Genomic DNA, 23,639 nt, shown 5'->3' on the forward strand with positions numbered 1-23,639 from the left:
GCACCGAGCACGCCCCGCGGGCACAATCGCGTACATGTCCTCCTCCTCGCAGTCCACGCCCGACCCGGGCCGCACCGGTGCGAGCGAGCTCATCGCCGACGCGCTCGCTGCGGTCCACGAGGCGTTCCGCGACCTCGACGAGGGCACGGTCGCGACGTACATCCCCGAGCTCGCCACGGCCGACCGCTCGCTGTTCGGCGTGGCCCTCGCAGGAGTCACGGGCAGCATCTACACCGCGGGCGACGCCGACACCCCCTTCACCATCCAGTCGCTGTCCAAGCCGTTCGTGTTCGCGCTGGCCCTCATGGACCGGGGGCTCGCCGAGGTCCTCGAGCACGTGGGTGCCGAGCCGAGCGGCGAGGGGTTCAACTCGATCCGCCTGGACCCCGCCACGGGGCGCCCGCCCAACCCCATGGTCAACGCGGGCGCGATCGTCACGACGTCCCTGGTCCGCGGGGACTCCGAGGAGGAGCGCTTCGCACGCATCCTCGACCTGCTCGGCGCGTTCGCGGGGCGCCCGCTCGACGTCGACGGGCGCGTCTACGTGAGCGAGTCCGAGACGGGAGACCGCAACCGCGCGATCGCCTACCTCATGCACAGCGCCGGCTCGCTCACCGCGGGCGTCGAGGCCACGCTCGACACCTACTTCCGCCAGTGCTCGGTCCTGGTCACGGCCCGCGATCTCGCGGTGATGTCGGCGACGCTCGCGAACGGGGGCGTCAACCCGGTCACGGGCGAGCGCGTGGTCGACGAGGTCGTGACCGAGTGGGTCCTGGCCGTCATGGCCACGAGCGGCATGTACGACTACGCGGGCGAGTGGCTGCTGCGGGCGGGACTGCCGGCCAAGAGCGGGGTCTCGGGCGGGCTCGTGTCGGTGGGCGTGGGGCAGTTCGGCCTGGGCCTGTTCAGCCCGCCGCTCGACGCGCGTGGCAACAGCGTGCGCTCGGTCGCGGCCGCGCAGGAGATCTCGCGGCAGTTCGACCTGCACCTCATGCACCGCCCCGACCGCGACGTGCCGACGCTCTACCGGAGCACGCGCGCCGACCGGCTGCGCCAGCTCGCGCACCGCACGCCCTCCCAGCTCCGCCGGCTCCGCGACCTGGGCTCGGCGATCTCGGTGCGGGCCGTCCAGGGCACGGTCGAGTTCGCGGCCGCCGAGACCATCCTGCGCTCGGTCGACGAGCTCCCCTCGCCCCTGCCGAGCGGCGAACGATGGCTGATCCTCGACCTGCACCGCACCTCGCGCGTCGTGACGCTCGGGGCCCAGCTCCTGCGCGGGCTCGTCGCACGCCTGCAGGGGCAGGGCGTGCACGTCGTGGTGGTCGACCCGTTCGAGCGCGGGTTGCTGCCCGGGGTCGACCAGGAGCTCACGACGTTCGAGGGCGCGCAGCGCTGGTGCGAGGACCGGCTGCTCGAGGCGGCACGGGCCGCCTGACCCGGGGCGCTCGACCGGGCCGACGCCCGTCGTCGGCCGAGAGAGGGCCGCCGTCCCGCGAGGAACGGCGGCCCTCCGCCCCCACGACGGTCAGGTAGGACGTCAGTTGCGGCGGACCACCGGGTTCGCCAGCACGCCCAGGCCCTCGACCTCGCACTCGACGCGGTCGCCCGCCTCGATGCGGCCCACGCCCGCGGGCGTGCCCGTGAGGATGACGTCGCCCGGGAGCAGCGTGAACGCCTCGGAGATGTACGACACCAGGTAGGGGATGTCGAAGATCATGTCGCGCGTGCGGCCGTCCTGGCGGATCTCGCCGTTGACGCGCGAGCGCACCGCGACGTCGTCGATGTCGAGGTCGGTGTCGATCCACGGGCCGAGCGGGCAGGCCGAGTCGAAGCCCTTGGCGCGGGCCCACTGACCGTCGGTGCGCTGGGCGTCGCGTGCGGTCACGTCGTTCGCGATCGTGTAGCCCAGGATGTACGACGCGGCGTGCTCGGGGCTCACGTCCTTGGCCATGCGGCCGATCACGACCGCGAGCTCGGCCTCGTAGCTGACCTCCTCGGAGAAGTCGGGCAGCACGATGGGGTCGTCCGGACCCACGACCGAGGTGTTGGGCTTGAAGAAGATGAGCGGCGACGTCGGGACGTCGTTGCCCATCTCCGCGGCGTGGGCCGCGTAGTTCCGGCCGACCGCGACCACCTTGGAGCGCGGGATCACGGGCGCGAGGAGGCGGACGCCGTCCCCGAGCTCGATCCGTTCGCCCGTCGGCAGGACGGGCATGTAGAGGGGGTCGCCGTTGAGGACGGCGAGATAGGTCTTGCCCGCCTCCTCCTGCACGAGGGCGTAGCGGGGGTCTTCTCCGGTGGTGAATCTGGCGATGCGCACGAGCCCAGCCTACCGACGAGAAGGCCGCGGTCCCCTGGGCGGGGATCCGCGGCCTTCTCGTGGTGGTCGTGGTGGCGCGTGCGGCGCGTCGCGCCTGCGGTTCGTCAGCGTGTCCGTCGCAGCGGCGAGGCCCGACGGCGGCGCTAGGCCCGGGCGAGCACCTCGCCGTTGAGGACGGCGAACCATCCGGCGGGCTCCTCTGCCCAGCGCAGCCACTCCTGCGCGAGCTGCTCGAGGGCGACGTCGTCCGCGAGCGCCGACTCCTTGGCCTGGACGGCGAAGTTGGAGGCGATGCAGCGCTCGGCCCACAGGCCGCCCCACCAGGCGCGGTCGGTGGGGGTCGAGTAGCACCAGACGCCGGCCGACGGCACGATCCCGGCCGGGTCGAACCCGGCCTCCTGGACCCAGGCGAGGAGGCGACGGCCTGCGTCGGCCTGGTAGCCGTAGGCGTGCGTGACCTCGTGGTAGAGCTCGTTCCACTCGGTGAGGCCCGCGGACTCGGGGTACCAGGTCATGGCGGCGTAGTCGGCGTCGCGCACGGCGACGAGGCCGCCCGGCTTGGCGACGCGCTTCATCTCGCGCAGCGCGGCGAGCGGGTCGGAGAGGTGCTGGAGGAGCTGGTGGGCGAACACGACGTCGAACGTGTCGTCCGCGAACGGCAGCTCGTAGGCGTTGGCCTGCTGGAACGAGACGTTGCTCAGTCCTGAGCCGGCGGCGAGCTCACGGGCGCTGTCGAGCACCGCGGCCGAAGCGTCGACACCGATCACGGTGCCTCCGGGCACGTGCCGCGCGAGGTCGACGGTCACGGTCGCGGGACCGCAGCCGACGTCGAGGATCGAGTGGTCGGGGCGCAGGTGCGGCAGGAGGAACCCGGCGGAGTTCTCCGCGGTGCGCCACCGGTGCGAACGCAGGACGGACTCGTGGTGGCCGTGGGTGTACGACTCGGACTCCATGCTGGGAGTGCTGCCCAGGGCCCCGGTGGGGGCATCGGGTGCGTGGGTGTCGGGCGAGGCGTCGACGGTGACGTCCTGGTCCGGCGTGGGGGTGTGGGTCATGCTTGCACGGTAGAACGCTTCCACGGTTCCCACAGCCCCGTTCTCACATCATGGGCGGTGGAGGGTCGGGGTGCGGGTCGCGCGTCGTCGCGAGGCCCGGTCGGGCGCCCCCGCGGCCGGTGCGTCCTGCACGTGCGAGCCGGCTCCGGGGGGCAGGATTCTCCCGTGACCACCCCCGCGGCCGACCTGTCCCTCCCGAGCCTCGCGACGCCGTCGGGCGGGTTCTGGCGGCGGCACGCCGACCTTCTCCTGCCCGCGGGAGACCGCGTCCCCGGGGTGGACCTGGCGCGCGGGCTCGCGATCCTCGGGATGTTCGCGGCGCACGTGGGCGTCACGTCGGACGACTTCTCGACCGGGGAGGGCTGGCTCTCCCTGGTGCACGGACGGTCCTCGATCCTGTTCGCGGTGATCGCGGGCGTCTCGCTCGCGCTGGTCTCGGGGCGTCGCACCCCGCTGACGGGGGTCCCGGCGCTCCAGGCGCGCACGCGCATCCTGGTGCGGGCCGTCCTGCTCCTCGCACTGGCGGGCCTGCTCGACGTGCTCGGCACCCCGGTCGCGCTGATCCTGGGCTTCTACGCGGCGTACTTCGTCCTGGCGCTGCCGTTCCTGCGGTGGTCGCCGCCGCGGCTGGCGGGTCTCGCGCTGGTCGTGGCGGTCCTGGGGCCACCGGTCGCGTACTGGTGGCCCGAGATCATGCTGCGGGCCGAGCTCTGGCTGCCGATGGACGGCTCGGGCGCTCTGACGGACTTCCTCCTGACGGGCACGTACCCGGCCCTCGTGTGGATGGCGTTCGTGCTCGCGGGGCTCGCGGTCGGGCGGCTCGACCTGGCCTCGCGCCGTCTGCAGGTGTCGTTGCTCGGGGGCGGCCTCGTGACGTCGTTCGTCGCCTACATGGCGTCGGCGCTCGTCACGGGCAGCTGGCTGACGGCGGTGCTCGCGGGGAGCGGCCCGACGGCACTGATCGAGCAGCAGGCCGCGGACGCGTCGGGCGTCTACCAGCCCGAGCCGCTGCCGTGGTCCGCTCCCCTGCCGACGCCCGAGTACCTGTGGCTCGCGGGGCCGCACACGAACACGACCTTGGAGGTCCTGGGATCGGGCGGGTTCGCGCTCGCGGTCCTGGGCCTGTGCCTCCTGCTGGGATCGAGCCGTGCGGTGCTGCGCGTCCTGGCCCCGCTCGCGGCCGTGGGGTCCATGGCACTGACGGTGTACTGCCTGCAGGTCCTCGCGATCTGGGCGTGGGAGGACCAGCTCATGAGCGCGACCGGCAACGGCGAGCTCGCGCTGCTCGTCGTTGCGAGCCTGGTCTTCGCGACGGTGTGGCGCTGGGCGCTGGGGCGCGGTCCGCTCGAACGGTTCGTGGGCTGGGTGGCCGGGCGTGCGGCGTCGATCCCCGCGGCACCGGCACCGGATCCCACCAGCCGGGACGACGGCCCGACGGCGCCGCCCACCCCGCGAGGCGACGTACAGTCGGGCGCATGACGACGTCTTCACCCACCGCCCCTGTCCGCCCCGAGGTCCGTCGCCTCGGCTCGTCCGGCCTCGCGGTCTCCGCGATCGGCCTGGGCTGCAACAACCTGGGCCGCCCGCGCACCGCGACCGAGACCCTCGAGGGCTCGACGGCCCTGATCGACGCCGCGCTCGACGCCGGCATCACGTTCTTCGACGTCGCGGACGTCTACGGCGCCCGCCCCGGCCTGAGCGAGGAGCTGCTCGGCAAGGCGCTGGGCAGCCGCCGCGACGACGTGGTGGTCGCGACCAAGTTCGGCATGCCCATGCACGGCGCGAACGGCGAGGACTTCCGGGCACGCGGCTCGCGCCGGTACGTCGTCAAGGCCGTCGAGGCGTCGCTGCGGCGCCTCGGGACCGACTGGATCGACCTCTACCAGTTCCACACGCCGGACAAGCGCACGCCCGTCGAGGAGACGCTGTCCGCGCTCGACGACCTGGTCCGCGCGGGCAAGGTCCGCTACGTGGGGCACTCGAACCGTGCGGGGTGGCAGATCGCCGACGCCGAGTACCAGGCGCGCCTGGCGGGCACCGTCCGCTTCGTGTCGGCGCAGAACCAGTACAACCTGATCGACCGCGAGGCCGAGCTCGAGGTCCTGCCCGCAGCGAAGGCGTACGGGCTGGGCGTGCTGCCGTTCTTCCCGCTCGCGAACGGCCTGCTGACGGGCAAGTACGCGGACGGCACCGGGCCCGACGACGGCCGCCTGGTCCACAGCAAGCCGCACCTCCTCGAGTCCGCGCCCTGGCGGGCGCTGAAGGCGCTCCACGCGTTCGCGCGCGAGCGCGGCGTGACCGAGGTCGAGGTCGCGTTCGGGTGGCTGCTGGCCCAGCCGCAGGTGTCGAGCGTGATCGCGGGAGCGACCCGGCCCGAGCAGGTTGCCCAGAACGCCGCGGCCGGCGCCTGGGTCCCGTCGGCCGACGACCTCGCGGCCCTCGACGCGATCTTCCCTCCGGCCCGCAAGGTGGCGCCGTTCTGAGCCCCGCGAGGACGGGGCGACGGGCCAGGGTCACCGGGCACCCCACCCCGTTCCGACCTACCCTCGAAGCATGGGAGAGAACACGGGGCTCGACCCGCAACCAGTCGTCCTCGGCGTTGCCCCCGGGCAACCCGACCACATCCTCCACGACGCGGCGCGCTTCGCGACGCAGTTCGGCACCGAGCTGATCTGCGCGCACGTGAACGCCGGTCGCTTCGCGGTGTCGGAGGACTCGGCCGGGGCGGTGACGTCGGCCCCGATCGACCCGGACTACCACGACGAGCGCGAGGACGCGTTCGACCCTGCGCTCGCGGCCCGTCTCGCCGCGGTGCTCGACCCGAGCGGTGTGCGCTGGAGCACGAGGCTCCTGGTCGGGGACACCGCCGATGCGCTGGCCCACCTCGCCGAGACGGTCGACGCGGCGATGATCGTCGTGGGCACGCACGAGCGCGGGTTCGGCGGGGGCGTCCAGGAGTTCTTCAACCGCTCGATCGCGGTCCACCTCGCGCACCGGCAGAACCGGCCCGTGGTGGTCGTCCCGGCCCGACCCCCCGGGGTCGAGTCGCCGCTGCCCTGGGTGACGCGCTGATGGCCGCCGCGACGAGGCCCAGCTACCTGCGCTGGGCCTCGATCGGTCTCGTCATGATCGGAGGAGCGTTCGGCGCCGCGGGGCGCGAGGGCGTCTCGCTCGCGGTCCCCGACATCGACCAGCTGCCCATCGCGATCCCGATCGTCAACATCGTCGGAGCGTTCCTGCTGGGCTACCTCTACGAGGCCGTGGCCCGCCGCCTGCCGGGCGATCCTCGTGGCCCCCGGCTCAAGCTGCTCCTCGGTACCGGCTTCTGCGGCGGCTTCACGACGTACAGCTCGCTGGCCACCGACACCGCGGTCCTGCTCGACAAGTCGCGCGTCGACCTCGCCCTGATCTACGTCCTCGCGACCGTCCTCGTCGGTGCGGTCGCGACCTTCACCGGGATCGTCGTGGCGACCAAGGTCAACGCCCAGAAGCAGACGACCGACGAGGGGACGAAGCGATGACCCTCGGCATCTTCCTCCTCCTCGCGATCGCCGGTGGCCTGGGAGCCGGGACGCGCTTCGTGGTCGACGGGCTGATCCGCTCGAAGGTCAAGACGGCCTTCCCCTGGCCCACCGCGATCATCAACATGTCGGGCTCGCTCGTCCTGGGCGTCCTGACCGGCCTGGTCGTGAGCAAGATCGCCTCGACCGACGTCAGCGCCGTGATCGGCACGGGCTTCCTGGGCGGGTACACGACGTTCAGCACCGCGAGCTACGAGGCCGTCCAGCTCATCAAGCAGAAGCGCTACGGGACGGCGTTCGCCTACTCGATCGGCATCCTCGTGGTGTGCGTCGCGCTCGCCTACGTGGGCTACCGCTGGGGCGCCTCGCTCTGAGGAGCCGGTTCGTCGCCGTCGGCACGAGCGAGAACTCCCGTCACGCCCGACGGCGGCGCTCCCCTTCTCGGGGAGCGCCGCCGTCGGGCCGTGCGTGCCGTGGGAACGCCGCTCAGGACCGCTTGAGCGCCGGGACGAACGCCGCGATGATCAGGAACACCCACGTGGTGAGGATGTAGGGCCACGTGTAGACCGGGCCGCTCGTGAGGTCGTGCATCAGGAGCGTGACCGCGGCCGTCGCGACCGTGCCGATCAGCGCGTAGACCCAGGACGCGGTCGTGCTGCGCAGGAAGACCACCGCGAGCGCGATCGCCGTCAGGACGCCCGAGTAGCCCTCGAGCCCGTTGGCCGTGTTCTGCAGGTTCTCGCCGAACGCCAGGGCGCACAGGCTCCCGACGACGCTGCCCATGACGGCCGCGAGGCCCACCTTCCACGAGGCGACGAACAGTCCCAGCAGGATCAGCGCGCCGCCCCACAGGCTGTTGACCAGCACGACCTCCGACACGTTGGTCAGCAACGAGCGGAAGAAGGCCGTCGTGGTGTCGTCGGCCACGTGCGTGCCGGCCGAGGAGACGTGCAGGCTCGTGGTGGTGACGTACATGATCCCGGCGACCGTGCAGAACGGGGCCGTGGTGGCAGGCAGCGCGAACCGCTTGAGCGGCTCGGTGCCGAACAGCCATACGAAGAACCACGTCACCGGGGCGCACAGCAGACCACCGATGAGCGCGACCACGTACGACCACGCCTGGTCGCCGCCCATCGCCGCGAACACCGCGGCACCGACCAGCGCGCCGCAGAAGCCCTGCAGGCCCATCTCGACGTTGTCCGCGCCGACCTTCATCAGGTAGCCCGCGGCCGTCGAGGCGACCGTCCCGACGACGACCAGCAGGGCCATGCGCCAGTCCGCGACCACGAAGGCCGCGAGGATCAGCAGACCTGTCCAGACGTTCTTCTGGAAGAAGATCTGCGACAGGCCGTGGGCCAGGGAACCGGCAGTCACCGCCGCCGCGTTCGAAGGTGCTGTCGCTGCGTTCGTCGCTGACATGTCATCTCCCTGCTGGTCGGGTGTCGGGTCGAGCGGTCGGTGGGGCGGGGGCGTCCTGGGTCAGGAGGGACGAGGCCTTGGCGTTCATGGGACCTCAGCTCTTCCGGATCAGCGGAGCCTCGACCCCCGTGAGGAGCAGGCGCACCGCCTGCCAGGCCGCGGTGTTCGCGTGGGCCACCGCCTCGGTGTCGTCCCCGACGATCCGCACCCAGACGCCCGTGTCCCCCGGCAGGGCGCTCACGCCGAGGAACAGGTCTTCCTCGAACCGTTCGGCGAGCACCGAGTGCAGCAGGTCGGCGAGCTGGGCCGCGGGGGCCAGCGGCGTGAGGACGTAGAGCATCGACAGCACGTCCCTGTCGCCGAGCACCGCGAGGCCACCGGTCTGCCCGTCCTCGGGCGTGAGCCGCACGCGGTCGAGCGCGACGATCTTCCCGTCCGGGCGCCGGACCTCGAAGTCCGAGGCGAAGACCGTGTACCGGTGCCGCTCGTCCCGTGCCAGTCGGCCCGCGAAGACCGTCTCCCCTGCCACGAGCGTGGCCGACTCGTCGAGCGTGACCCGCGTCCGCTGGTAGAGCCGCGAGTCGGCGAACGGGATCACGGGATCGGGCAGGTACTCGGCGTAGGCGCCCGCACCGACCTCGATGTTGGTCTGGGCGACCGCGTAGTCGTGCTCCATCCGGTACACCTTGGTGTGCGCCGACGTCGTGACGTGCGCGGACGTCCCCGGACCGAACGTGAGGTCCGTCCGGAGCCGGTCACCCTGGAGGATGCCCCCGCCCGTCGACATGAGGTACGTGTACGGCATGTCGGGGCGCAGCGGGTCGTAGTACAGCGGACGCATGATCTGGAGCGGCGACTTCTGGTAGTGGTGGACCACCTCGGTGCCGCGTTCGTTCTTGCCGAACTCGATCTCGAGGAGCCCCACCTTGCCCGGGCTGCCCGTCGCCAGCGTGTCCAGGGTGCTGCCGTGCTGCAGGACCTCCCGCGGGACACGGTCCGGCTCGTAGTGCGGGGGCTGGAGGCGATAGCCGCCGTAGGCGTCCGCGCTCGCCCACGAGTCCCCTCGTGGGCCCGCGGGTCCCGGCGAGCCGGTCGGCTCGCCGGGCACCGCGTGCAGGGGTGCCGCTTCCGGCACGTCGGTCACGAGCTCCGCACTCATCCGACGAGCGCGCTTCGTCGGCCGTTCCACAGCGTGAAGATCTGCTCGTACAGCTCGTCGAGCCCCTGTCCCGTCAGCGAGTTGGTGAGCACGACGGGCTTGCCGTCGCGGACCCGTCGCGCGTCCGACTCCATGACCCCGAGGTCGGTCCGCACGTACTGCGCGATGTCGATCTTGTTGATCACCAGGATGTCCGACTCCGTGATACCCGGACCCCTCTTGCGGGGCATCTTCTCCCCCTCCGAGGTGTCCAGCACGAAGATGAACACGTCCGCGAGCGAGGGCGAGAAGGTGAGCGTCAGGTTGTCGCCCCCCGACTCGTAGATCAGCGTGTCGACCTCGGGGAACTTCTCGAGCATCTCCGCGCCCGCCGCGAGGTTCATGGTCGGGTCGTCGCGCACCGCGGTGTGCGGGCACGCCCCCGTCTCGACGCCCACGACCCGCTCGGGGTCGAGGATCCCCGCGAGCTCGCGTCGCACGTGCTGCGCATCCTCCTGCGTGTAGATGTCGTTGGTGATGACGGCCGGCTGACGCCCGGCCGCGAACAGCTTGGGCACCAGCGCCTCCGTGAGAGCGGTCTTGCCCGAACCCACCGGTCCGCCGATGCCGATCCTCAGGACGTTCTCGCTCATTCGACTGCCTCGTCTTTCTCGTCTGCCTGTATCTCTTGTCTACGTCTCGTCCGACGCCCTGTCCACGGTTCCTCGCGGACACCGCTCAGCTGGCGAACAACCGCGCCTCGGCACGCTCGTGCTGTGCCGACATCACGTCGGCGAGAGGCACGCACCCACCCATGTCCGTCAGGTCTCGCGTCACCGCATCGGCCGTCGCGGCCTCGATGACCGGCCCGACGGCGTGCAGGACCACCTGTGCGTGCCGGTGGTCCGTGAGACGTAGGCGCAGGGCCGCACCCACGAAGCTCACCGCGAACGCGAACATGTCCGACGCCACCGCCTGCTCGGTGCTCACGCGGGTGCCGGCGTACGCGACCGCGGTCGCGACGGGCTGGCATCCCGGCGTCTCCTTGGCCGTGATCCGTCGCCCCCACTCCTCGAGCTCCGGCCCCCCGATCGCCTCACGGGCGATGTCGGTGAGCTGGTGCCCGCTGCGGACCGAGGCCTTGCGCATCTCGGCGTTGAGCTTCGAGGCGAAGAGCATCTGGTCCACCTCCTGGACCCGGTCCCAGTCGGCGTCCATCGCCGCCTCGTGGGCCCGGGCGAGCGCTGTCGCGTCGCCCGGGCCCACGGAGTGCAGCAACAGACCCGTGAGCAGCCCCTCGACGTCTCCGCGGTCGACCAGGCGCGCCTGGCTGAACCCTTCCAACCCGTGCGACATCGTGTAGAAGCCGCTCGGGAAGGCCGAGTCCGACAGCTGGAGGCTGACGAGGAGGGCACTCACGTCGGTCCTCGTCCGGGCCGTCTCGATCATGACCATCCTCAGGCGAGGAAGAAGAGCTGGGTCATGGGCAGGGACTCGGCCGGCTCGATGTGCGCGGGCTTCCCGTCGAACGTCACCTTGTACGTCTCCGGGTCGACCTCGATCACGGGTGCGACGTCGTTGCGGACCATGTGCTCCTTGCCGATCCCCCGGCAGCGGCGCACCGGCAGGACCTGGCTCTTCAGGCCGAGCTGCTCCGGGACGCCCTTGTCGATCGCGGCCTGGGACATGAACGTGATGCGGGTCTTCTGCAGTGCCTGCCCGAACGCGCCGAACATCGGCCGGTAGTACACGGGCTGGGGCGTGGGCAGCGACGCGTTCGGGTCGCCCATGAGGGCCCAGTTGATGAGACCGCCCTTGACGACGACCTTGGGCTTCGCGGCGAACGAGTCCACGGGCCACAGCACGATGTCGGCCATCTTGCCGGGCTCGAGCGAGCCGACGTAGTCGGAGACGCCCTGCGTGATCGCCGGGTTGATCGTCACCTTCGCCAGGTAGCGCAGGACACGGAAGTTGTCGTTGTCCCCGGTCTCCTCGGGCAGCGGGCCGCGCACCGCCTTGTTGTGGTGGGCGGTCTGGAAGGCACGCGTCACCGACTCACCGATACGCCCCATGGCCTGGGAGTCGGACGAGAACATCGACAGGACGCCCTCGTCGTGGAGCACGGTCTCGGCCGAGATCGTCTCCGCACGGACACGCGAGTCGGCGAACGCGACGTCCTCCGGGATGTCGTGCGACAGGTGGTGGCACACCATGACCATGTCGAGGAGCTCGTCGACCGAGTTCACGGTGTACGGCAGCGTCGGGTTGGTCGAGGACGGCAGCACGTTCGGGAAGCCCGCGGCCTTCATGATGTCCGGCGCGTGCCCACCGCCCGCCCCCTCGGTGTGGTACGTGTGGATCGTGCGGCCGTCGATCGCCGAGATCGTGTCCTCGACGAAGCCCGCCTCGTTGAGGCTGTCGGTGTGGATCGAGACCTGGACGTCGAACTCGTCGGCCACCGTCAGCGCGTTCCGGATCACCGCCGGGGTGGCCCCCCAGTCCTCGTGCACCTTGAGCGACGAGGCTCCGGCCTCGATCTGCTCCACGAGCGCGGCAGGCAGCGACCCGTTCCCCTTGCCGTGGAAGCCCATGTTGACGGGCATCTCCTCCGCGGCCTGGATCATGCGGTGCAGGTGCCATGCGCCGGGGGTCGTGGTGACGCCGTTCGTCGCGTCGGTCGGCCCCGTGCCGCCACCGAACAGCGTCGTGATGCCGTTCGAGAGCGCGGCCTGCGCCTGCTGCGGCGAGATGTAGTGCACGTGGGAGTCGATCGCCCCGGCGGTCGCGATGCAGTGCTCACCGGCAAGGACCTCGGTCGTGGCGCCGACCACCAGCCGCGGGTCGACGCCGCTCTGCAGATGAGGGTTGCCCGACTTGCCGATACCGGCGATCTTGCCGTCCTTGACGCCGATGTCGCCCTTGATCACGCCGAGGACGGGGTCGAGGATGATGGCGTTGGTGATGACCAGGTCGAGCGCACCCTGAGCACTGGTGGCCTGCGGGTCGGCGGCCATGCCGTCACGGGCGCTCTTCCCACCGCCGTAGACGACCTCGTCGCCGTAGTGACCCTCGTTGTAGTCCTTCTCGATCTCGATCACGAGGTTCGAGTCGGCGAGGTGCACCTTGTCACCGGTGGTCGGACCGAACAGGTCCGTGTACTGCTTGCGGGAGATGATGGCCATTACTTCTTCCCCTTCTTCGCAGCTCCGGTGGTCCGCGCTGCCGGCTTGCCGTCCTTGAACTGTCCCTCGGTCATCCGCGCGAGCGAGTCGATCCGGGTCTGACCCGAGTCGAGCCCGCCGTCGACCAGGTTGTTGAAGCCGACGAGGTGACGGGAACCGGAATAGGCCGTCAGCGTGACCTCTCGGGTGTCGCCTGGCTCGATGCGCACGCCGGTGCCGGCGGGGATGTCGAGGTGCTTCCCGTACGCCTTCTCCCGCTCGAAGAGCAGGGCACGGTTCACCTCGAAGAAGTGGAAGTGCGAACCGATCTGCACCGCGCGGTCACCGGTGTTGCTGACCTTGAGCGTCACCGTCTCCCGGCCCGCGTTGATCTCGATGTCTTCGTCGGTGTGGTGGTACTTGGGGCTACCTAGCATCGTTCTTCCCTCCACTTGCTGCTGTTCGCGTCGCGGCGCTGCCTTCGACGCAGTGACCAGACGGTCTCGACGACCGCTCAGTGACGATGGGTGAGTACCTCGTCGTTGGAGGCGCCGTGGGCTGCAGGTGCCTCGTGATGCTTGCTGTCGTGCCCGTGCGCGGTGTTGGCCGGGGCGTGCGCGGGCTCCCCTCCGCCGTGCGGGTGCGGGTGCGGGTGGGGATGGGGATGCGGATGGGCATGACCGCCCTGGCTCTCCTCGAACGCGTGGGAGTGCGCGTACCCGTGACCGTGGTCGGCGAGCAGCCCTGTCTCGATGCCGTCGTGCCCGTGGCTCAGGCTGTGCCCGGCGGCAGCGAGCCGCTGCCGGACGACCTGGAGGATCGCCTGCTCCGACATCAGCGGACCGTAGAACCTGGCGCTCGCGAGCTCGCCGATCCCCCACGGTGCGGAGCTGGTCCTGGCGAATCCGGCCGGGACCACGACGGACTCCTCCGAGCCCAGCAGCCGGGCACGACGCACCGCGTCCGCGACGTCGCCGTCCTCCTCGACGCATGCGACCTCGACCTCGAGTCCCGCCCCGTGCGTCCGCACCAGGTGCGCCACGCGGTACAGCTCCGCATCGTCGAACGGGTTCGACGCCCGGGCCGTGATCACGAGGGCCGCGCCGGGTCGGCGCTTGGCCGTCTCGGTAGCGGCCTTGCGGAGCCACGCGATCAGGTGGTCGATCGTCCCGAAGTCGTCGCACAGGACCACTCGGCCCGCACCGTCCCCCGCGCTCAGCCACTTGAGGGTCTTGGCCACGTCCGCGACCATCGTCGGGTTCCTGCCGAACGTCATGGGCAGTACCGCAACCGGTGCGTCACCGGAGGTGAGCAGTGCACTCACCGTGTTGTGCAGGACGCGCCCCGCCGGCGAGACGACCACACCGGGCAGTGCGTCCCGGAGGAATCCGAGGTCAGCCCCGTCATCGCTCTCGTGCCCCCCGACGACGACGAGCCGCGCTTCGTCGTGTGCCCCTGCCGACATATGTCAGGCCGCCACGGGGTCGTGACACGAGACGAGCTTGCTGCCGTCGACGAACGTCGCCTCGACCTGGAGAAGGGAGAGCCTCTCGCGAACGCCCGGCATGCAGTCCTTCTCGGAGACGACCTTCTTGCCGAGCTCCATGCACTCGGCCACGGACTTTCCGTCCCGTGCGGCCTCGAGAATTGCTTCCGAGATCAACGCCTGCGCCTCGCTGAGGTTCAGCTTGGTACCACGCTCACGACGCTTCCGCGCGAGATCTGCCACTTGGTACACATACAGCTTGTCGATTTCTCGTGGGGTGAGATTCATTGCCTGCACGACCTTTCGGGGTGCGACCGGCAGCCGGAAGCCATCGGTCTTCGCGTCTGATGTCTTCGACCCTACGCGGGGCGCACGGGACTGCAACCCGAGGAGAGAAAGGGCTCTGAGCAGGAGTTTTATCGCCCGTGAATCCCGACCTAGATGCGACGTCGTCGCAACAGATCGTCATCACAATTCACCCGAAACGATCATGCCGAGGCACCCGGACATTCCTGTCGGGCCGGAACGGAACGCCCCGTATAGCCTGAACGCGTGGAAACCGTGTGGCTCGTCCTCGGAATCGTCATTCTTGGTCTCGTCCTGCTCGACGTCTTCCTGACCGCGCTGAACTACGACGAGTCGGGATTCATCGCCGGGCCGCTCGCGTCGGGTCAGTGGCGGCTGCTGCGTCGCGTCACACGCCGGATGTCCAGGCGGTGGCGCCCCCTCGCGCTGCGCCAGGTCACGGGGCTGCAGATCATGATCACGGTGATCGCCTGGCTGTTCGGGGTGATCCTCGGGTTCGGGCTGATCTACTACGGCCAGATGACCAAGACGGCGTTCTCGGTGTCGGGCACCGGGGCGAGCCTCGACTTCTTCAACGCGATGTACTTCAGCGCCGCGCAGCTCTCGACGGTCGGCGGATCCTCCCTGACCGCCGAGACGGACGTGCTGCGCTTCCTCAGCATCGCGGAGACGCTCACCGGCGTCGTCCTCGTCTCGCTGATCCTGACCTTCCTCCTCGGCGTCTACGACGTGATCCGCGACCTGCGCGCCCTGTCGGCACAGTTCTTCAGCGCCGAGCGGGGCGCCGGCTCGGCCGTCGCGAGCCTCGCCCCGTACTTCCAGCAGGGGCAGCCCACCGGCCTCGACGGGCACCTCGACGGGATCGCGAGCACGTTCTCGAGCTACACGGACGGGATCCGGCTCCACCACGCTGCCTACTACTTCCAGAGCGGGCGCGACCAGTTCGCTCTCCCGTACGCGATCCGGATGCTGGGCGGCACCCTCGGCGCCCTCCGCTGGGGCCTGCCGACCGGGCACACCGCGTCGACCGAACCGGACCTGATTCCCCTCTCGTTCCAGTTCCTGGAGTTCGGGGAGTATCTGCAGAAGAGGCTGCGCTGGTCGAGCGTCGACGTCCCGGAGATCGTGAGCGCCGAGGAGTTCGCGCGCCTCGCGCAGGAGAAGCGGCACCGCGGCCGTCGGGACGAGTGGGTCACCCGTTTCGTGGACCTGGAGCGCGACATGGCGGAGCTCGCGGCGATCGAGCCGCTCACCGACCTCGACGACTCCTACCGTCGTTACACCGAGTGGCTGCCCTTCGCCTACCGAGCCCAGCAGATCACGCTCGCGGTCAGCCAGGACCTGGACTACCAACCGATCATCGTCACCGACAAGCCGGTCTCGATCCTGCACAGCGACGACGCGCTGGCGCTCCAGAACCTCGAGGAGGACATCCCGGGCCCTGTCGTCGAGGCGCTCGGCCCCCGCGACCGCGGCGCTCGCAGCCGGCTCTCACGCTGGGAGACCTTCGTCGACCAGCACGTCTCGCTCGTCGACCCCGGCTACGCGCGCCTCCGCGCGGCCGGACGTTCCGTGCTCGCGGCGAGCGCCGCCGTCGTCTCCTTGTACTTCCTGTTCGAGGCCACGGGGCGCGACGGGATGCAACCCGCGATGTTCGGCGGGTTCGTGGCCATGCTCAGCACCGGCATCTCGGTCGACAAGACGCTGCGCGGGCGCAAGATCACCAGCATCCTGCTGATCGTGCCGATCAGCCTCGTGGTCGCGCTCGGTGCGCTGGTCTCCGACTCGCCGGCCTGGACCGCGGTGCTCGTGGTGTCCGTCGCGACGCTCGGGGTGTGGCTCGGCCGGTTCGGGCCACGCTGGGGCGCCCTGGGCCAGGTCACGTTCGTGGCGTACTACTTCGCCCTCATCCTGCGCCTGCACCTCTCCGACGTGCTCCTGTACGTGACCGCGGCCGCGCTCGCGATCGCCTGGGCGTTCCTCCTGAACTACGTGATCCTCCCCGAGCGCCCCCGCAAGGTGCTGCAGGGCGGCATCGAAGGCTTCGGTCAGCGCCTGGTGGCCTCGATGGACTCGCTCATCGACGCCGTGTCCTGGGCACGCTGGGACCCCGACATCCGCAAGCGTGTGAGCCTCGACATGCGTGAGCTGCACCGTGGGGCCGCGTTCCTCGCGGGCCAGCTGACCGGCGAGGAGAGCGCGACGGGCCTCGACCCTGCCCGCAGCGCCGAGCTGCGCCTGCACGTGTTCGACACCGAGCTCGCCGCCGTCAACCTCAAGACGGCGGCTCGCAACGTCACGGGTACCGCGATCCCTCTCGAGCTCCGGGGCCGGCTCGCGGGACGGCTCGAGCTGCTGCAGGCCCACCTCGCGGAGATCGCGGCCCGGCCGCTCGACGGATCCGCGCCGACCGCCCCGACGCCACACCTCGCACCCTGGCAGGACGAGCGCCCGCCGGCGGACTGGCCCCAGGCAGCGCGTCTGCTCTACCAGGCCGCCAACGAGCTCCACCGCGCGGCCGACGTGCTCCGGACGGCCGAGACCGCGGGCCTCGACCCCGACGCACCCCCGCTCACCACGGTCGATCCCGACGACGCGCAGGTCGACGACGCGGGCCTCGACGAGCTGGCGACGTCCGCACCACCGACGGACGGGAAGAAGCCCCTGTCGCCCATGACGAGACGGGCCGCACAGGTCGCCGTGGCGACGGGCGCGGCGCTCGGCGTCGGCGAGGCCGTGTCTGCGACCCACCAGTACTGGGCGACGCTCGCGGCGTACCAGGTGCTGGGCGGCACCGACGGCGAGACGTTCGTCAAGGGCGCCCAGCGCATCGCGGGCACCGTCGTCGGTGCAGCCGTGGGCTTCGGCATCGCGATCTGGACAGGAGCAGACCCCGCGATCATCGTGCCGCTGCTGGCCATCGCGGTGTTCGCCTCGACGTACTACCGGCCGGTCTCACCCGCGGTGTCGAACTTCTGGACCACCATGATCTTCGCGCTCCTGTACGAGTTCCTCGGACGGCTCACCACGCAGGCGCTCGAGATCAGGATCCTGGAGACGCTCTTCGGGGCCGTGGTCGCTCTGCTCGTCGCGTGGTTCGTCTTCCCGACGCACACGCGCACCAAGCTCAACAAGGACATCACCAAGCTGGTCACGGACATCGAGATCGTGATCGTCGCGGGCCTCGAGCGGCTCGAGGGCGGGAGCAAGATCTCGAGGAAGGCCATCGACAAGCGGCTCCTGGTCATCAACAAGGACGTCCGGCAGGTCAACGCCACGGCCGCGCCGCTGCGTCGGACGTCGGGCTCGCTCGAGGTCGACGGCATCGAGGGGCGCCTCACGGCCGTCTGGTCCCTGACCTACTACACCCGCCATCTCGCGCACGCGGTCGAACGCATGATCGAGGCGGGGGGCGACCTCACGTCCGAGGACTGGGAGAACCTGCGCCGCACCACGAGCCACAACATCGGCGCCCTCCGCGCCGCGCTCGCCGACAGGCTCCCGACCAAGGTCGAGGAGAACCTCGACGTCAGCGCCGACTACGACCCGACCGGGCCCACGACGCGCAGCGAGGACGTCGTGCTGCGCCAGCTCGAGCGCATCAACCAGACGCTCGTGGTGCTCATCGAGAGCGTCGCCCCCGGGGCCACCGAGAAGGACGACGCCGCGGCGAGGTCGACGCTCTGACATCCGGGCCCGGCAGGCGTAGCGTCGGAGGCATGGCCACCTGGGACGACGTCGGTCGGGTCGCGTCGGTCCTCCCCGACACCGAGGAGCACCGGCCGCGCGAGTGGGCCGTGCACGGCCGGAACTTCGTGTGGGAGAGGCCGCTGCGCCGTCGGGACCTCGACGAGCTGGGCGACCTGGCGCCGGACGCCGCCCCCCTCGCGTTCTACGTCGCCCACGAGGGCGAGAAGCTCGCCCTCGTGGGCGACGAGCCCGGCACGTTCTTCACGACGACCCACTTCGCGGGCTACCCGATCGTCCTGGCTCGCCTCGACCTGGTCGCGGTCCCCGAGCTCGAGGAGCTCGTCGAGGACGCGTGGCTGGCGCGGGCACCGAAGCGCCTGGCCCAGTCGTTCCTCGACGCGTCCGAGTAGGTACGGCCTGACGCCTAGGAGGCCCACCGTTCGCGCGCACCCTCGCGCGCTCCGGCCCCCTGAGCGCCAGGTTCCGCCTGGGTGACCTCGGCCCAGACGGCGTCGAGCGAGAGGCCGAGGACGTCGGCGATCGCAGCGACGGTCGGGAAGGCAGGGGTCGCGACCCGGCCCGTCTCGATCTTCCGGAGGGTCTCGGGCGAGACGCGGGCGTCGAGCGCTACCTCGAGCATCGAGCGATCCCCCCTGGCCCGACGCAGGAGGGCGCCGAGACGCTGTCCGCGCTCGACCTCGGCTGGTGTGAGGGGCAACCTGACCATGGTGCCGATTCTAGTACCGGGATGATATGACCGGTATAGTTATCGGAAACACGAGAGAGGCACTCCATGATCGAGATCCTGAACCCGACCGAGCTCGCCCAGGCACGCGAGACGGGCGCTCTGGTCGCCCACGTCCTGCAGACCCTCAAGGCCCGCAGCACCGTCGGCACGAACCTCCTGGACGTCGACCGGTGGGCGCAGGCCATGATCACCGAGGCGGGAGCACAGTCCTGCTACGTCGACTACGCCCCGTCGTTCGGGCGGGGACCGTTCGGCCACTACGTGTGCACGGCTGTCAACGACGCCGTGCTGCACGGGATGCCGCACGACTACACGCTCGCCGACGGCGACCTGCTGACGCTCGACCTCGCCGTGTCGCTGGGCGGGGTCGCTGCGGACTCCGCCCTCAGCTTCGTCGTGGGGGGCTCGGAACCTCCCGAGAGCGTCGCGCTCATCGGGGCGACCGAACGGGCCCTGGCCGCCGGCATCGCGGCCGCGCGGCCTGGGGCCCGTGTCGGTGACATCTCGCACGCCATCGGCTCGGTCCTCAGCGAGGCGGGGTACCCGATCAACACCGAGTTCGGTGGGCACGGGATCGGGTCGACCATGCACCAGGACCCTCACGTCGCGAACACGGGACGTCCCGGCCGGGGGTACCGGTTGCGCCCTGGCCTGCTGCTCGCGCTGGAACCGTGGGTCATGGAGGACACCGCGGAGCTCGTCACCGATGCGGACGGATGGACGCTCCGCAGTGCGACGGGCTGCCGGACCGCACACAGCGAGCACACGATCGCGATCACCGACGAGGGGGCCGAGATCCTCACGCTGCCGACCCCCTCGTGAGGTCAGGGCTCCGTGCACCGCTGCAGGCCTGACGCGGTCGACCGGGACGCCCGGTGCGCCCCGGTGCTCCCTCGACGCTCTCGCCCGGCCCGCCGGGCCGTTCCGTCCTAGGCTCGGCTCATGACGTTCGCCGAGGTGATCGAGGTCGTCGGCAAGGTGGTCGACGCCGCAGGGGTCGCCGCGATCGTGGTCGGCGCCCTGTACGCGACGTTCCTGTCGGTGACCCGGCGCCATGAGGGCAACGTCTACCGGTTGTTCCGGCGCCGCCTCGGCAGGTCGATCCTGCTCGGGCTCGAGCTGCTGGTCGCGGCCGACATCATCCGGACGGTCGCCATCACCCCGACGCTCGAGAGCGTCGGGGTGCTCGCGGCGATCGTCCTCATCAGGACGTTCCTCAGCTTCTCGCTCGAGCTCGAGATCACGGGCCGGTGGCCGTGGCAGCAGGTGCCCGGTGCACCGGATCCGGACAAGGCCAGACCTGACCCGGTGCCCGACGAGACGTAGGTCAGCCGATCTTCTCGATCGCGGAGAATCCCGAGAAACTCACGACCGAGAGCGGGATGTCCTGCACCGTGAAGATCACGTTGCCCTCCTCGGCGTTCTGGATGTCGAGGATCTCAGCTCCTTGGTACTGGGATGCGGTCCCCAGAGGCATGATCGATGTGACGTCGACCGTGCCCTGATACTGCCCGGGCTGGATATCGGTGCCGACGAGCCAGTCGCCGTTGCCCAACGAGTCGACCGGAGCCGCCGAAGGGGCTGCTGGGTCGATCAGCTCGATGTCGGTGACTCCCGAGAAGCTCACAACCGAGCCAGCCACGTCCTGGACAGAGAAGATCAGGAAGCCCTCGTTCGCGGTGCGGATGTCGAGGATCTCGTCGCCGTTGCTCTGCGACGCGGTCCCCAGCGGAAGGATGCTCTCCTCGACCTTCGCCCGGTACTGCCCCGCCGCAATCTGCGTGCCCACCAACCAGTCGCCGTTGCCCAGCGCACCTGCTCCGTCCTCCTCGGGAGCCGGGTCGGCGGGGGCCTCGTCGACCGCGGCGTCCTCGTCGGCGGGCGCCTCGGGGGCGACCTCCTCGACCGACTCGGTCGCCACGTCGTTGACGGCGCTGTCGACTGCGGAGATGAAGATCGCGTTGGAGATGATCACCCCGATGCCCGCCACAACCGCGATGATGATCGCAGCGATGGACAGGCCCTTGCCCGGAGCACCCTTCGAGGCCTTCACGAGGCCGACGATCCCGAGGACCAGTCCGGCGAACGCGAGTATCCCGCCAAAGATGTTGACGACCGGGATGAGGCACAGGACGAGGCCGAGGAGCGCGAGCACGAAGCCCGTGATCGCCAGGCCCGACGACCCCTGCTGCGCCGGGGGCTGCGAACCGTACCCGGGGCCCGGTCCGTACTGGCCGGGTCCAGTCGGCTGGCCGGGGTAGCCCGCCTGCTCGCCGCCGGAGGTTCCGGGCTGGCCGGGGTACGCGGCTGGCTGGCCCGGGTATGCGGCCGGCTGACCGGGATACGCGCCCTGCCCAGAAGGGTCCGGCTGACCGGGGAATGCGGGGCCGGGCTGTTGCGGGTCATCCGGGGCCGGAGGCTGCGGCTGTCCGTACGGCGGCTGAGACATGGCGCTCCTTGCGACCGGTGGCCGCTGTCATGGGCCGTCACCGACCCCCCTGCGGTCCGGCGCGATTGCTGGACCCTGGTGCCATGTTCTCGTGTCCTCGCGCCGTTCCGCTCCTGCTGGTGGGGTGAACTTCGCTCGCCGAGCCGCCTACCCTGGGACCATGCCCTCCCTCGACGTCTCCGACCGCGCCCTCGCGCCCGAGGTGCGCGGCGCCGTCGGGCAGGTCCTGGACAGCGACACGTGGCTCCCGCTCGCTGCGGCGCACGCCACGCGTGCCGACGCCCTGACCGCGGGCTGGCGCGAGCGCAAGGCCCAGGGCGAGAAGCACGCGGTCGAGGACTTCCTCTTCACCTACTACCCCACGCGCCCGGCTCAGCTGCGCCGCTGGCACCCGGGTGCGGGCGTCACGCTCTCGCCCTCCGGTGGGCTCACGCCCGACGACGTCGCTCCCCTTCTCGCCGAGCGTGCGGACTGGCGGTGGCACCGGGCCGACGCGGCCGGCCAGGTGAGCCTCGACGTCGAGGCGTTCCTCGCCGACCGGGGCGACACCGTGCGCTACGCGCGCGAGCTGCTCGCTGCTACGGCGTCGCGCCCGGCAACGCTCGGGTGCTTCGGGTTGCACGAGTGGGCCATGGTCTACCGCGACCACGCCGAGGGGCGTGACCACCGCCACCCGCTGCCGCTGCGGCTCGGGGCACAGGGGACGGACGAGGTCGTCGCGTCGCACCCGGTGCGGTGCTCGCACTTCGACGCGTTCCGCTTCTTCACCCCGGAGGCCGTGAGCCTCAACCGGCTGCAGCCCACCCGGGAGACTCAGCCGGCGCTCGAGCAACCAGGCTGCCTGCACGCGAACATGGACCTCTACAAGTGGGCGACCAAGCTGTCCCCCGCGGTGCCGAGCGGTCTGGTGCTCGACGCGTTCGAGCTCGCTCGGGACATCCGCTGGGTCGACATGAGGGCGAGCCCCTACGACGTCTCGTCCTACGGCGAGGCGCCCGTGGCGGTCGAGACGTCCGAGGGGAAGGCCGAGTACGTGCGGCTGCAGCGCGGGTTCGCCGAGCGCTCGGCCGTGCTGCGCTCCCGGCTGCTCGAGGCCTGCGAGCGCCTGCTGGGCTGAGGGACGCCACGGATCGGGGTCGGGTCAGCGACGACAGGCCGACCGAGCTTCCCGAACCCTCACGGCTCGAGATCAGTCCAGCCTGACGGGCTCACTCGCTCGTCCGCATCCCTCGTGCTCCCCGAAGACCACCGGCGAGGCACGCCGGGCTGTTCCGCAGCCCAGGGGGAGGGAGTGTTTTCCGCGTAGCCACCACAATTGTGGTGGCTACGCAGAAAACACATCCCACCCTGGGTACCTGCACCACCGGGGGCCGGCCCTCCCCGGGCTCCCTCACCACCGAATCCCGGCGAGTCATGAGGCACGGGGCGGGTCCTGGCAGGATCGGGGCATGTCGCGCCCGCCCCTCGCCATGATCCCGACCGGCCCCGTGCCCGTGCCACCCGCCGTCCGCTCGCTCGTCGACGCCGCCGGGGGCGGCGACCTTGTCCCGGTGTGGCGGAACAACCTCGGCGGGCTCACGTTCCGCTGGGGCGCGAGCGGCACGAGCGGCACGAGCGGCACAGGCGGCACGGACCGGTACGTCAAGTGGGTCGCCGCGGGCACACCCGAGATCGACCTCCTCGCCGAGGCAGAGCGGCTCGCGTGGGCGTCGCAGCACACGGCCGTGCCCCATGTGCTGGACGCCGGGCAGGACGAGCTGGGCACCTGGCTCGTGACCGAGGCCATCGACGCGGCCTCGGCCGTCGACCCGCGCTGGGTCGCCGAGCCCGCCACCGCGGCAGCCGCGATCGGCAACGGGCTCCGCGTCCTGCACGACGCCCTGCCCGTCGAGGGCTGCCCCTTCACCTGGAGCGTCGAGGAGCGTGTCGCGCGCGCCGACGAACGGATCGCCGACGGCGAAGGCCCCACCGAGTGGTTCCCCGAGCACGCAGCGCTCACCGTCACCGAGGCGCGCGCCCGGCTCGACCTCGCGCCGCCCGTGGACCGCCTCGTCGTGTGCCACGGCGACGCGTGCGCACCCAACACGCTCGTGCACACCGACGGGTCGTTCGCCGCGCACGTCGACCTCGGCTCGCTGGGAGTCGCCGACCGCTGGGCCGACCTGGCCGTCGCGGCCTGGAGCACCGAGTGGAACTACGGGCCCGGCTACGACCGGATCGTCTACGACGCCTACGGCATCGAACCGGACGAGGAACGGATCGCCTACTACCGGCTGCTCTGGGACCTGGGCTGAGACGCTCCCCCCTCCCCTGCCCGACGACGGGGCGCACCGCCACGCGCGAGGC

At 70.9% G+C, this 23,639-nt stretch carries 24 protein-coding genes; 12 read left to right on the forward strand and 12 right to left on the reverse strand.

The window, feature by feature from the left end; all coding sequences use genetic code 11:
- Positions 1–34 precede the first annotated feature (34 nt).
- Positions 35–1,435: a glutaminase A gene (gene glsA, locus ASE27_RS07280; protein ID WP_056648191.1), complete on the forward strand. Its 1,401-nt coding sequence runs from the start codon at positions 35–37 to the stop codon at positions 1,433–1,435.
- Positions 1,436–1,537: 102 nt separating this feature from the next.
- Here the strand turns inward: glsA and ASE27_RS07285 are convergent, their stop codons facing one another.
- Together ASE27_RS07285 and ASE27_RS07290 are read right to left on the reverse strand one after the other, a co-directional pair.
- Entirely contained in the window at positions 1,538–2,320 is a 783-nt protein-coding gene (locus tag ASE27_RS07285) for a fumarylacetoacetate hydrolase family protein (RefSeq protein WP_056648194.1), read from the reverse strand.
- Positions 2,321–2,463: 143 nt separating this feature from the next.
- The gene (locus ASE27_RS07290) at positions 2,464–3,273 is read right to left on the reverse strand and encodes a class I SAM-dependent methyltransferase (protein WP_056648269.1); all 810 of its coding nucleotides are present in this window, start codon (positions 3,271–3,273) and stop codon (positions 2,464–2,466) included.
- 267 nt (positions 3,274–3,540) lie between these two features.
- On the opposite strand from ASE27_RS07290, the gene ASE27_RS07295 reads away from it, so the two are divergent.
- The 5 genes from ASE27_RS07295 to crcB all read left to right on the forward strand — a co-directional run bounded on the left by ASE27_RS07295 (position 3,541) and on the right by crcB (position 7,270).
- Positions 3,541–4,854, forward strand: coding sequence for a heparan-alpha-glucosaminide N-acetyltransferase domain-containing protein (locus ASE27_RS07295; RefSeq protein ID WP_235534224.1), 1,314 nt, complete (start codon positions 3,541–3,543; stop codon positions 4,852–4,854).
- Positions 4,851–5,858 (forward strand): aldo/keto reductase, encoded by a 1,008-nt coding sequence (locus ASE27_RS07300; protein ID WP_056648197.1) that lies wholly within the window; start codon positions 4,851–4,853, stop codon positions 5,856–5,858. The genes ASE27_RS07295 and ASE27_RS07300 overlap by 4 nt, the downstream gene beginning before the upstream one ends.
- Before the next feature lie 70 nt (positions 5,859–5,928).
- Complete coding sequence (locus ASE27_RS07305) at positions 5,929–6,447, forward strand: universal stress protein (protein ID WP_056648199.1); 519 nt, start codon at positions 5,929–5,931, stop codon at positions 6,445–6,447.
- Positions 6,447–6,896, forward strand: a complete 450-nt coding sequence (locus ASE27_RS07310) for a CrcB family protein (RefSeq protein ID WP_056648202.1) — start codon at positions 6,447–6,449, stop codon at positions 6,894–6,896. The genes ASE27_RS07305 and ASE27_RS07310 overlap by 1 nt, the downstream gene beginning before the upstream one ends.
- On the forward strand, positions 6,893–7,270 hold the full coding sequence (gene crcB / locus ASE27_RS07315; RefSeq protein ID WP_056648207.1) for a fluoride efflux transporter CrcB: 378 nt from the start codon (positions 6,893–6,895) through the stop codon (positions 7,268–7,270). Before ASE27_RS07310 ends, crcB begins: the two co-directional genes overlap by 4 nt.
- Before the next feature lie 112 nt (positions 7,271–7,382).
- Here the strand turns inward: crcB and ASE27_RS07320 are convergent, their stop codons facing one another.
- The 8 genes from ASE27_RS07320 to ASE27_RS07355 all read right to left on the reverse strand — a co-directional run bounded on the left by ASE27_RS07320 (position 7,383) and on the right by ASE27_RS07355 (position 14,388).
- Positions 7,383–8,270, reverse strand: a complete 888-nt coding sequence (locus tag ASE27_RS07320; RefSeq protein ID WP_056648210.1) for an urea transporter — start codon at positions 8,268–8,270, stop codon at positions 7,383–7,385.
- 139 nt (positions 8,271–8,409) lie between these two features.
- Positions 8,410–9,474 carry an urease accessory protein UreD gene (locus tag ASE27_RS07325; RefSeq protein WP_082608670.1) on the reverse strand — a complete coding sequence of 355 codons (1,065 nt, stop codon included), beginning with the start codon at positions 9,472–9,474 and terminating at the stop codon, positions 8,410–8,412.
- Entirely contained in the window at positions 9,471–10,106 is a 636-nt protein-coding gene (ureG, locus tag ASE27_RS07330; RefSeq protein WP_056648213.1) for an urease accessory protein UreG, read from the reverse strand. Before ureG ends, ASE27_RS07325 begins: the two co-directional genes overlap by 4 nt.
- A gap of 85 nt (positions 10,107–10,191) precedes the next feature.
- Entirely contained in the window at positions 10,192–10,872 is a 681-nt protein-coding gene (locus ASE27_RS07335; RefSeq protein WP_231907726.1) for an urease accessory protein UreF, read from the reverse strand.
- A gap of 38 nt (positions 10,873–10,910) precedes the next feature.
- The gene (gene ureC, locus ASE27_RS07340) at positions 10,911–12,635 is read right to left on the reverse strand and encodes an urease subunit alpha (protein ID WP_056648216.1); all 1,725 of its coding nucleotides are present in this window, start codon (positions 12,633–12,635) and stop codon (positions 10,911–10,913) included.
- On the reverse strand, positions 12,635–13,051 hold the full coding sequence (locus tag ASE27_RS07345) for an urease subunit beta (RefSeq protein ID WP_056648221.1): 417 nt from the start codon (positions 13,049–13,051) through the stop codon (positions 12,635–12,637). The genes ureC and ASE27_RS07345 overlap by 1 nt, the downstream gene beginning before the upstream one ends.
- Before the next feature lie 77 nt (positions 13,052–13,128).
- Complete coding sequence (locus ASE27_RS07350; protein ID WP_157257442.1) at positions 13,129–13,890, reverse strand: sirohydrochlorin chelatase; 762 nt, start codon at positions 13,888–13,890, stop codon at positions 13,129–13,131.
- 192 nt (positions 13,891–14,082) lie between these two features.
- On the reverse strand, positions 14,083–14,388 hold the full coding sequence (locus tag ASE27_RS07355; protein ID WP_056648226.1) for an urease subunit gamma: 306 nt from the start codon (positions 14,386–14,388) through the stop codon (positions 14,083–14,085).
- Positions 14,389–14,652: 264 nt separating this feature from the next.
- Between ASE27_RS07355 and ASE27_RS07360 the strand changes: the two genes are divergently transcribed.
- Both ASE27_RS07360 and ASE27_RS07365 read left to right on the forward strand, forming a co-directional pair.
- On the forward strand, positions 14,653–18,093 hold the full coding sequence (locus ASE27_RS07360) for an FUSC family protein (protein WP_157257443.1): 3,441 nt from the start codon (positions 14,653–14,655) through the stop codon (positions 18,091–18,093).
- Positions 18,094–18,125: 32 nt separating this feature from the next.
- Positions 18,126–18,506 (forward strand): MmcQ/YjbR family DNA-binding protein, encoded by a 381-nt coding sequence (locus ASE27_RS07365; protein WP_056648230.1) that lies wholly within the window; start codon positions 18,126–18,128, stop codon positions 18,504–18,506.
- 14 nt (positions 18,507–18,520) lie between these two features.
- Here ASE27_RS07365 and ASE27_RS07370 read toward each other — a convergent pair whose 3' ends face one another.
- Positions 18,521–18,823 carry a helix-turn-helix transcriptional regulator gene (locus ASE27_RS07370; RefSeq protein WP_056648233.1) on the reverse strand — a complete coding sequence of 101 codons (303 nt, stop codon included), beginning with the start codon at positions 18,821–18,823 and terminating at the stop codon, positions 18,521–18,523.
- A 66-nt stretch (positions 18,824–18,889) separates the two neighbouring features.
- Here ASE27_RS07370 and map point away from each other — a divergent pair, with 66 nt between their 5' ends.
- Together map and ASE27_RS07380 are read left to right on the forward strand one after the other, a co-directional pair.
- The gene (gene map / locus ASE27_RS07375) at positions 18,890–19,666 is read left to right on the forward strand and encodes a type I methionyl aminopeptidase (RefSeq protein ID WP_056648235.1); all 777 of its coding nucleotides are present in this window, start codon (positions 18,890–18,892) and stop codon (positions 19,664–19,666) included.
- A 120-nt stretch (positions 19,667–19,786) separates the two neighbouring features.
- Entirely contained in the window at positions 19,787–20,170 is a 384-nt protein-coding gene (locus ASE27_RS07380) for a DUF1622 domain-containing protein (RefSeq protein WP_056648238.1), read from the forward strand.
- 1 nt (position 20,171) lies between these two features.
- Here ASE27_RS07380 and ASE27_RS07385 read toward each other — a convergent pair whose 3' ends face one another.
- On the reverse strand, positions 20,172–20,999 hold the full coding sequence (locus ASE27_RS07385) for a hypothetical protein (protein ID WP_056648241.1): 828 nt from the start codon (positions 20,997–20,999) through the stop codon (positions 20,172–20,174).
- A gap of 454 nt (positions 21,000–21,453) precedes the next feature.
- Between ASE27_RS07385 and ASE27_RS07390 the strand changes: the two genes are divergently transcribed.
- Both ASE27_RS07390 and ASE27_RS07395 read left to right on the forward strand, forming a co-directional pair.
- Positions 21,454–22,410, forward strand: coding sequence for a 3-methyladenine DNA glycosylase (locus tag ASE27_RS07390; protein ID WP_235535381.1), 957 nt, complete (start codon positions 21,454–21,456; stop codon positions 22,408–22,410).
- Between the two features lie 331 nt (positions 22,411–22,741).
- Entirely contained in the window at positions 22,742–23,587 is an 846-nt protein-coding gene (locus tag ASE27_RS07395) for an aminoglycoside 3'-phosphotransferase (RefSeq protein ID WP_056648245.1), read from the forward strand.
- Positions 23,588–23,639: the final 52 nt, after the last annotated feature.

Origin of the sequence: Oerskovia sp. Root918 (assembly GCF_001428945.1) — a bacterium.
GTDB lineage: Bacteria > Actinomycetota > Actinomycetes > Actinomycetales > Cellulomonadaceae > Oerskovia > Oerskovia enterophila.

Excerpts from the sequence above, each read along its gene's own strand:
- glsA (WP_056648191.1), top strand. The coding sequence starts at position 35 with ATGTCCTCCTCCTCGCAGTCCACGCCCGACCCGGGCCGCACCGGTGCG.
- ASE27_RS07290 (WP_056648269.1), bottom strand. The coding sequence starts at position 3,273 with ATGGAGTCCGAGTCGTACACCCACGGCCACCACGAGTCCGTCCTGCGT.
- ASE27_RS07300 (WP_056648197.1), top strand. The coding sequence starts at position 4,851 with ATGACGACGTCTTCACCCACCGCCCCTGTCCGCCCCGAGGTCCGTCGC.
- ASE27_RS07305 (WP_056648199.1), top strand. The coding sequence starts at position 5,929 with ATGGGAGAGAACACGGGGCTCGACCCGCAACCAGTCGTCCTCGGCGTT.
- ASE27_RS07310 (WP_056648202.1), top strand. The coding sequence starts at position 6,447 with ATGGCCGCCGCGACGAGGCCCAGCTACCTGCGCTGGGCCTCGATCGGT.
- crcB (WP_056648207.1), top strand. The coding sequence starts at position 6,893 with ATGACCCTCGGCATCTTCCTCCTCCTCGCGATCGCCGGTGGCCTGGGA.
- ASE27_RS07325 (WP_082608670.1), bottom strand. The coding sequence starts at position 9,474 with ATGAGTGCGGAGCTCGTGACCGACGTGCCGGAAGCGGCACCCCTGCAC.
- ureG (WP_056648213.1), bottom strand. The coding sequence starts at position 10,106 with ATGAGCGAGAACGTCCTGAGGATCGGCATCGGCGGACCGGTGGGTTCG.
- ureC (WP_056648216.1), bottom strand. The coding sequence starts at position 12,635 with ATGGCCATCATCTCCCGCAAGCAGTACACGGACCTGTTCGGTCCGACC.
- ASE27_RS07345 (WP_056648221.1), bottom strand. The coding sequence starts at position 13,051 with ATGCTAGGTAGCCCCAAGTACCACCACACCGACGAAGACATCGAGATC.
- ASE27_RS07350 (WP_157257442.1), bottom strand. The coding sequence starts at position 13,890 with ATGACGTTCGGCAGGAACCCGACGATGGTCGCGGACGTGGCCAAGACC.
- ASE27_RS07355 (WP_056648226.1), bottom strand. The coding sequence starts at position 14,388 with ATGAATCTCACCCCACGAGAAATCGACAAGCTGTATGTGTACCAAGTG.
- ASE27_RS07365 (WP_056648230.1), top strand. The coding sequence starts at position 18,126 with ATGGCCACCTGGGACGACGTCGGTCGGGTCGCGTCGGTCCTCCCCGAC.
- ASE27_RS07370 (WP_056648233.1), bottom strand. The coding sequence starts at position 18,823 with ATGGTCAGGTTGCCCCTCACACCAGCCGAGGTCGAGCGCGGACAGCGT.
- map (WP_056648235.1), top strand. The coding sequence starts at position 18,890 with ATGATCGAGATCCTGAACCCGACCGAGCTCGCCCAGGCACGCGAGACG.
- ASE27_RS07380 (WP_056648238.1), top strand. The coding sequence starts at position 19,787 with ATGACGTTCGCCGAGGTGATCGAGGTCGTCGGCAAGGTGGTCGACGCC.
- ASE27_RS07390 (WP_235535381.1), top strand. The coding sequence starts at position 21,454 with ATGCCCTCCCTCGACGTCTCCGACCGCGCCCTCGCGCCCGAGGTGCGC.
- ASE27_RS07395 (WP_056648245.1), top strand. The coding sequence starts at position 22,742 with ATGTCGCGCCCGCCCCTCGCCATGATCCCGACCGGCCCCGTGCCCGTG.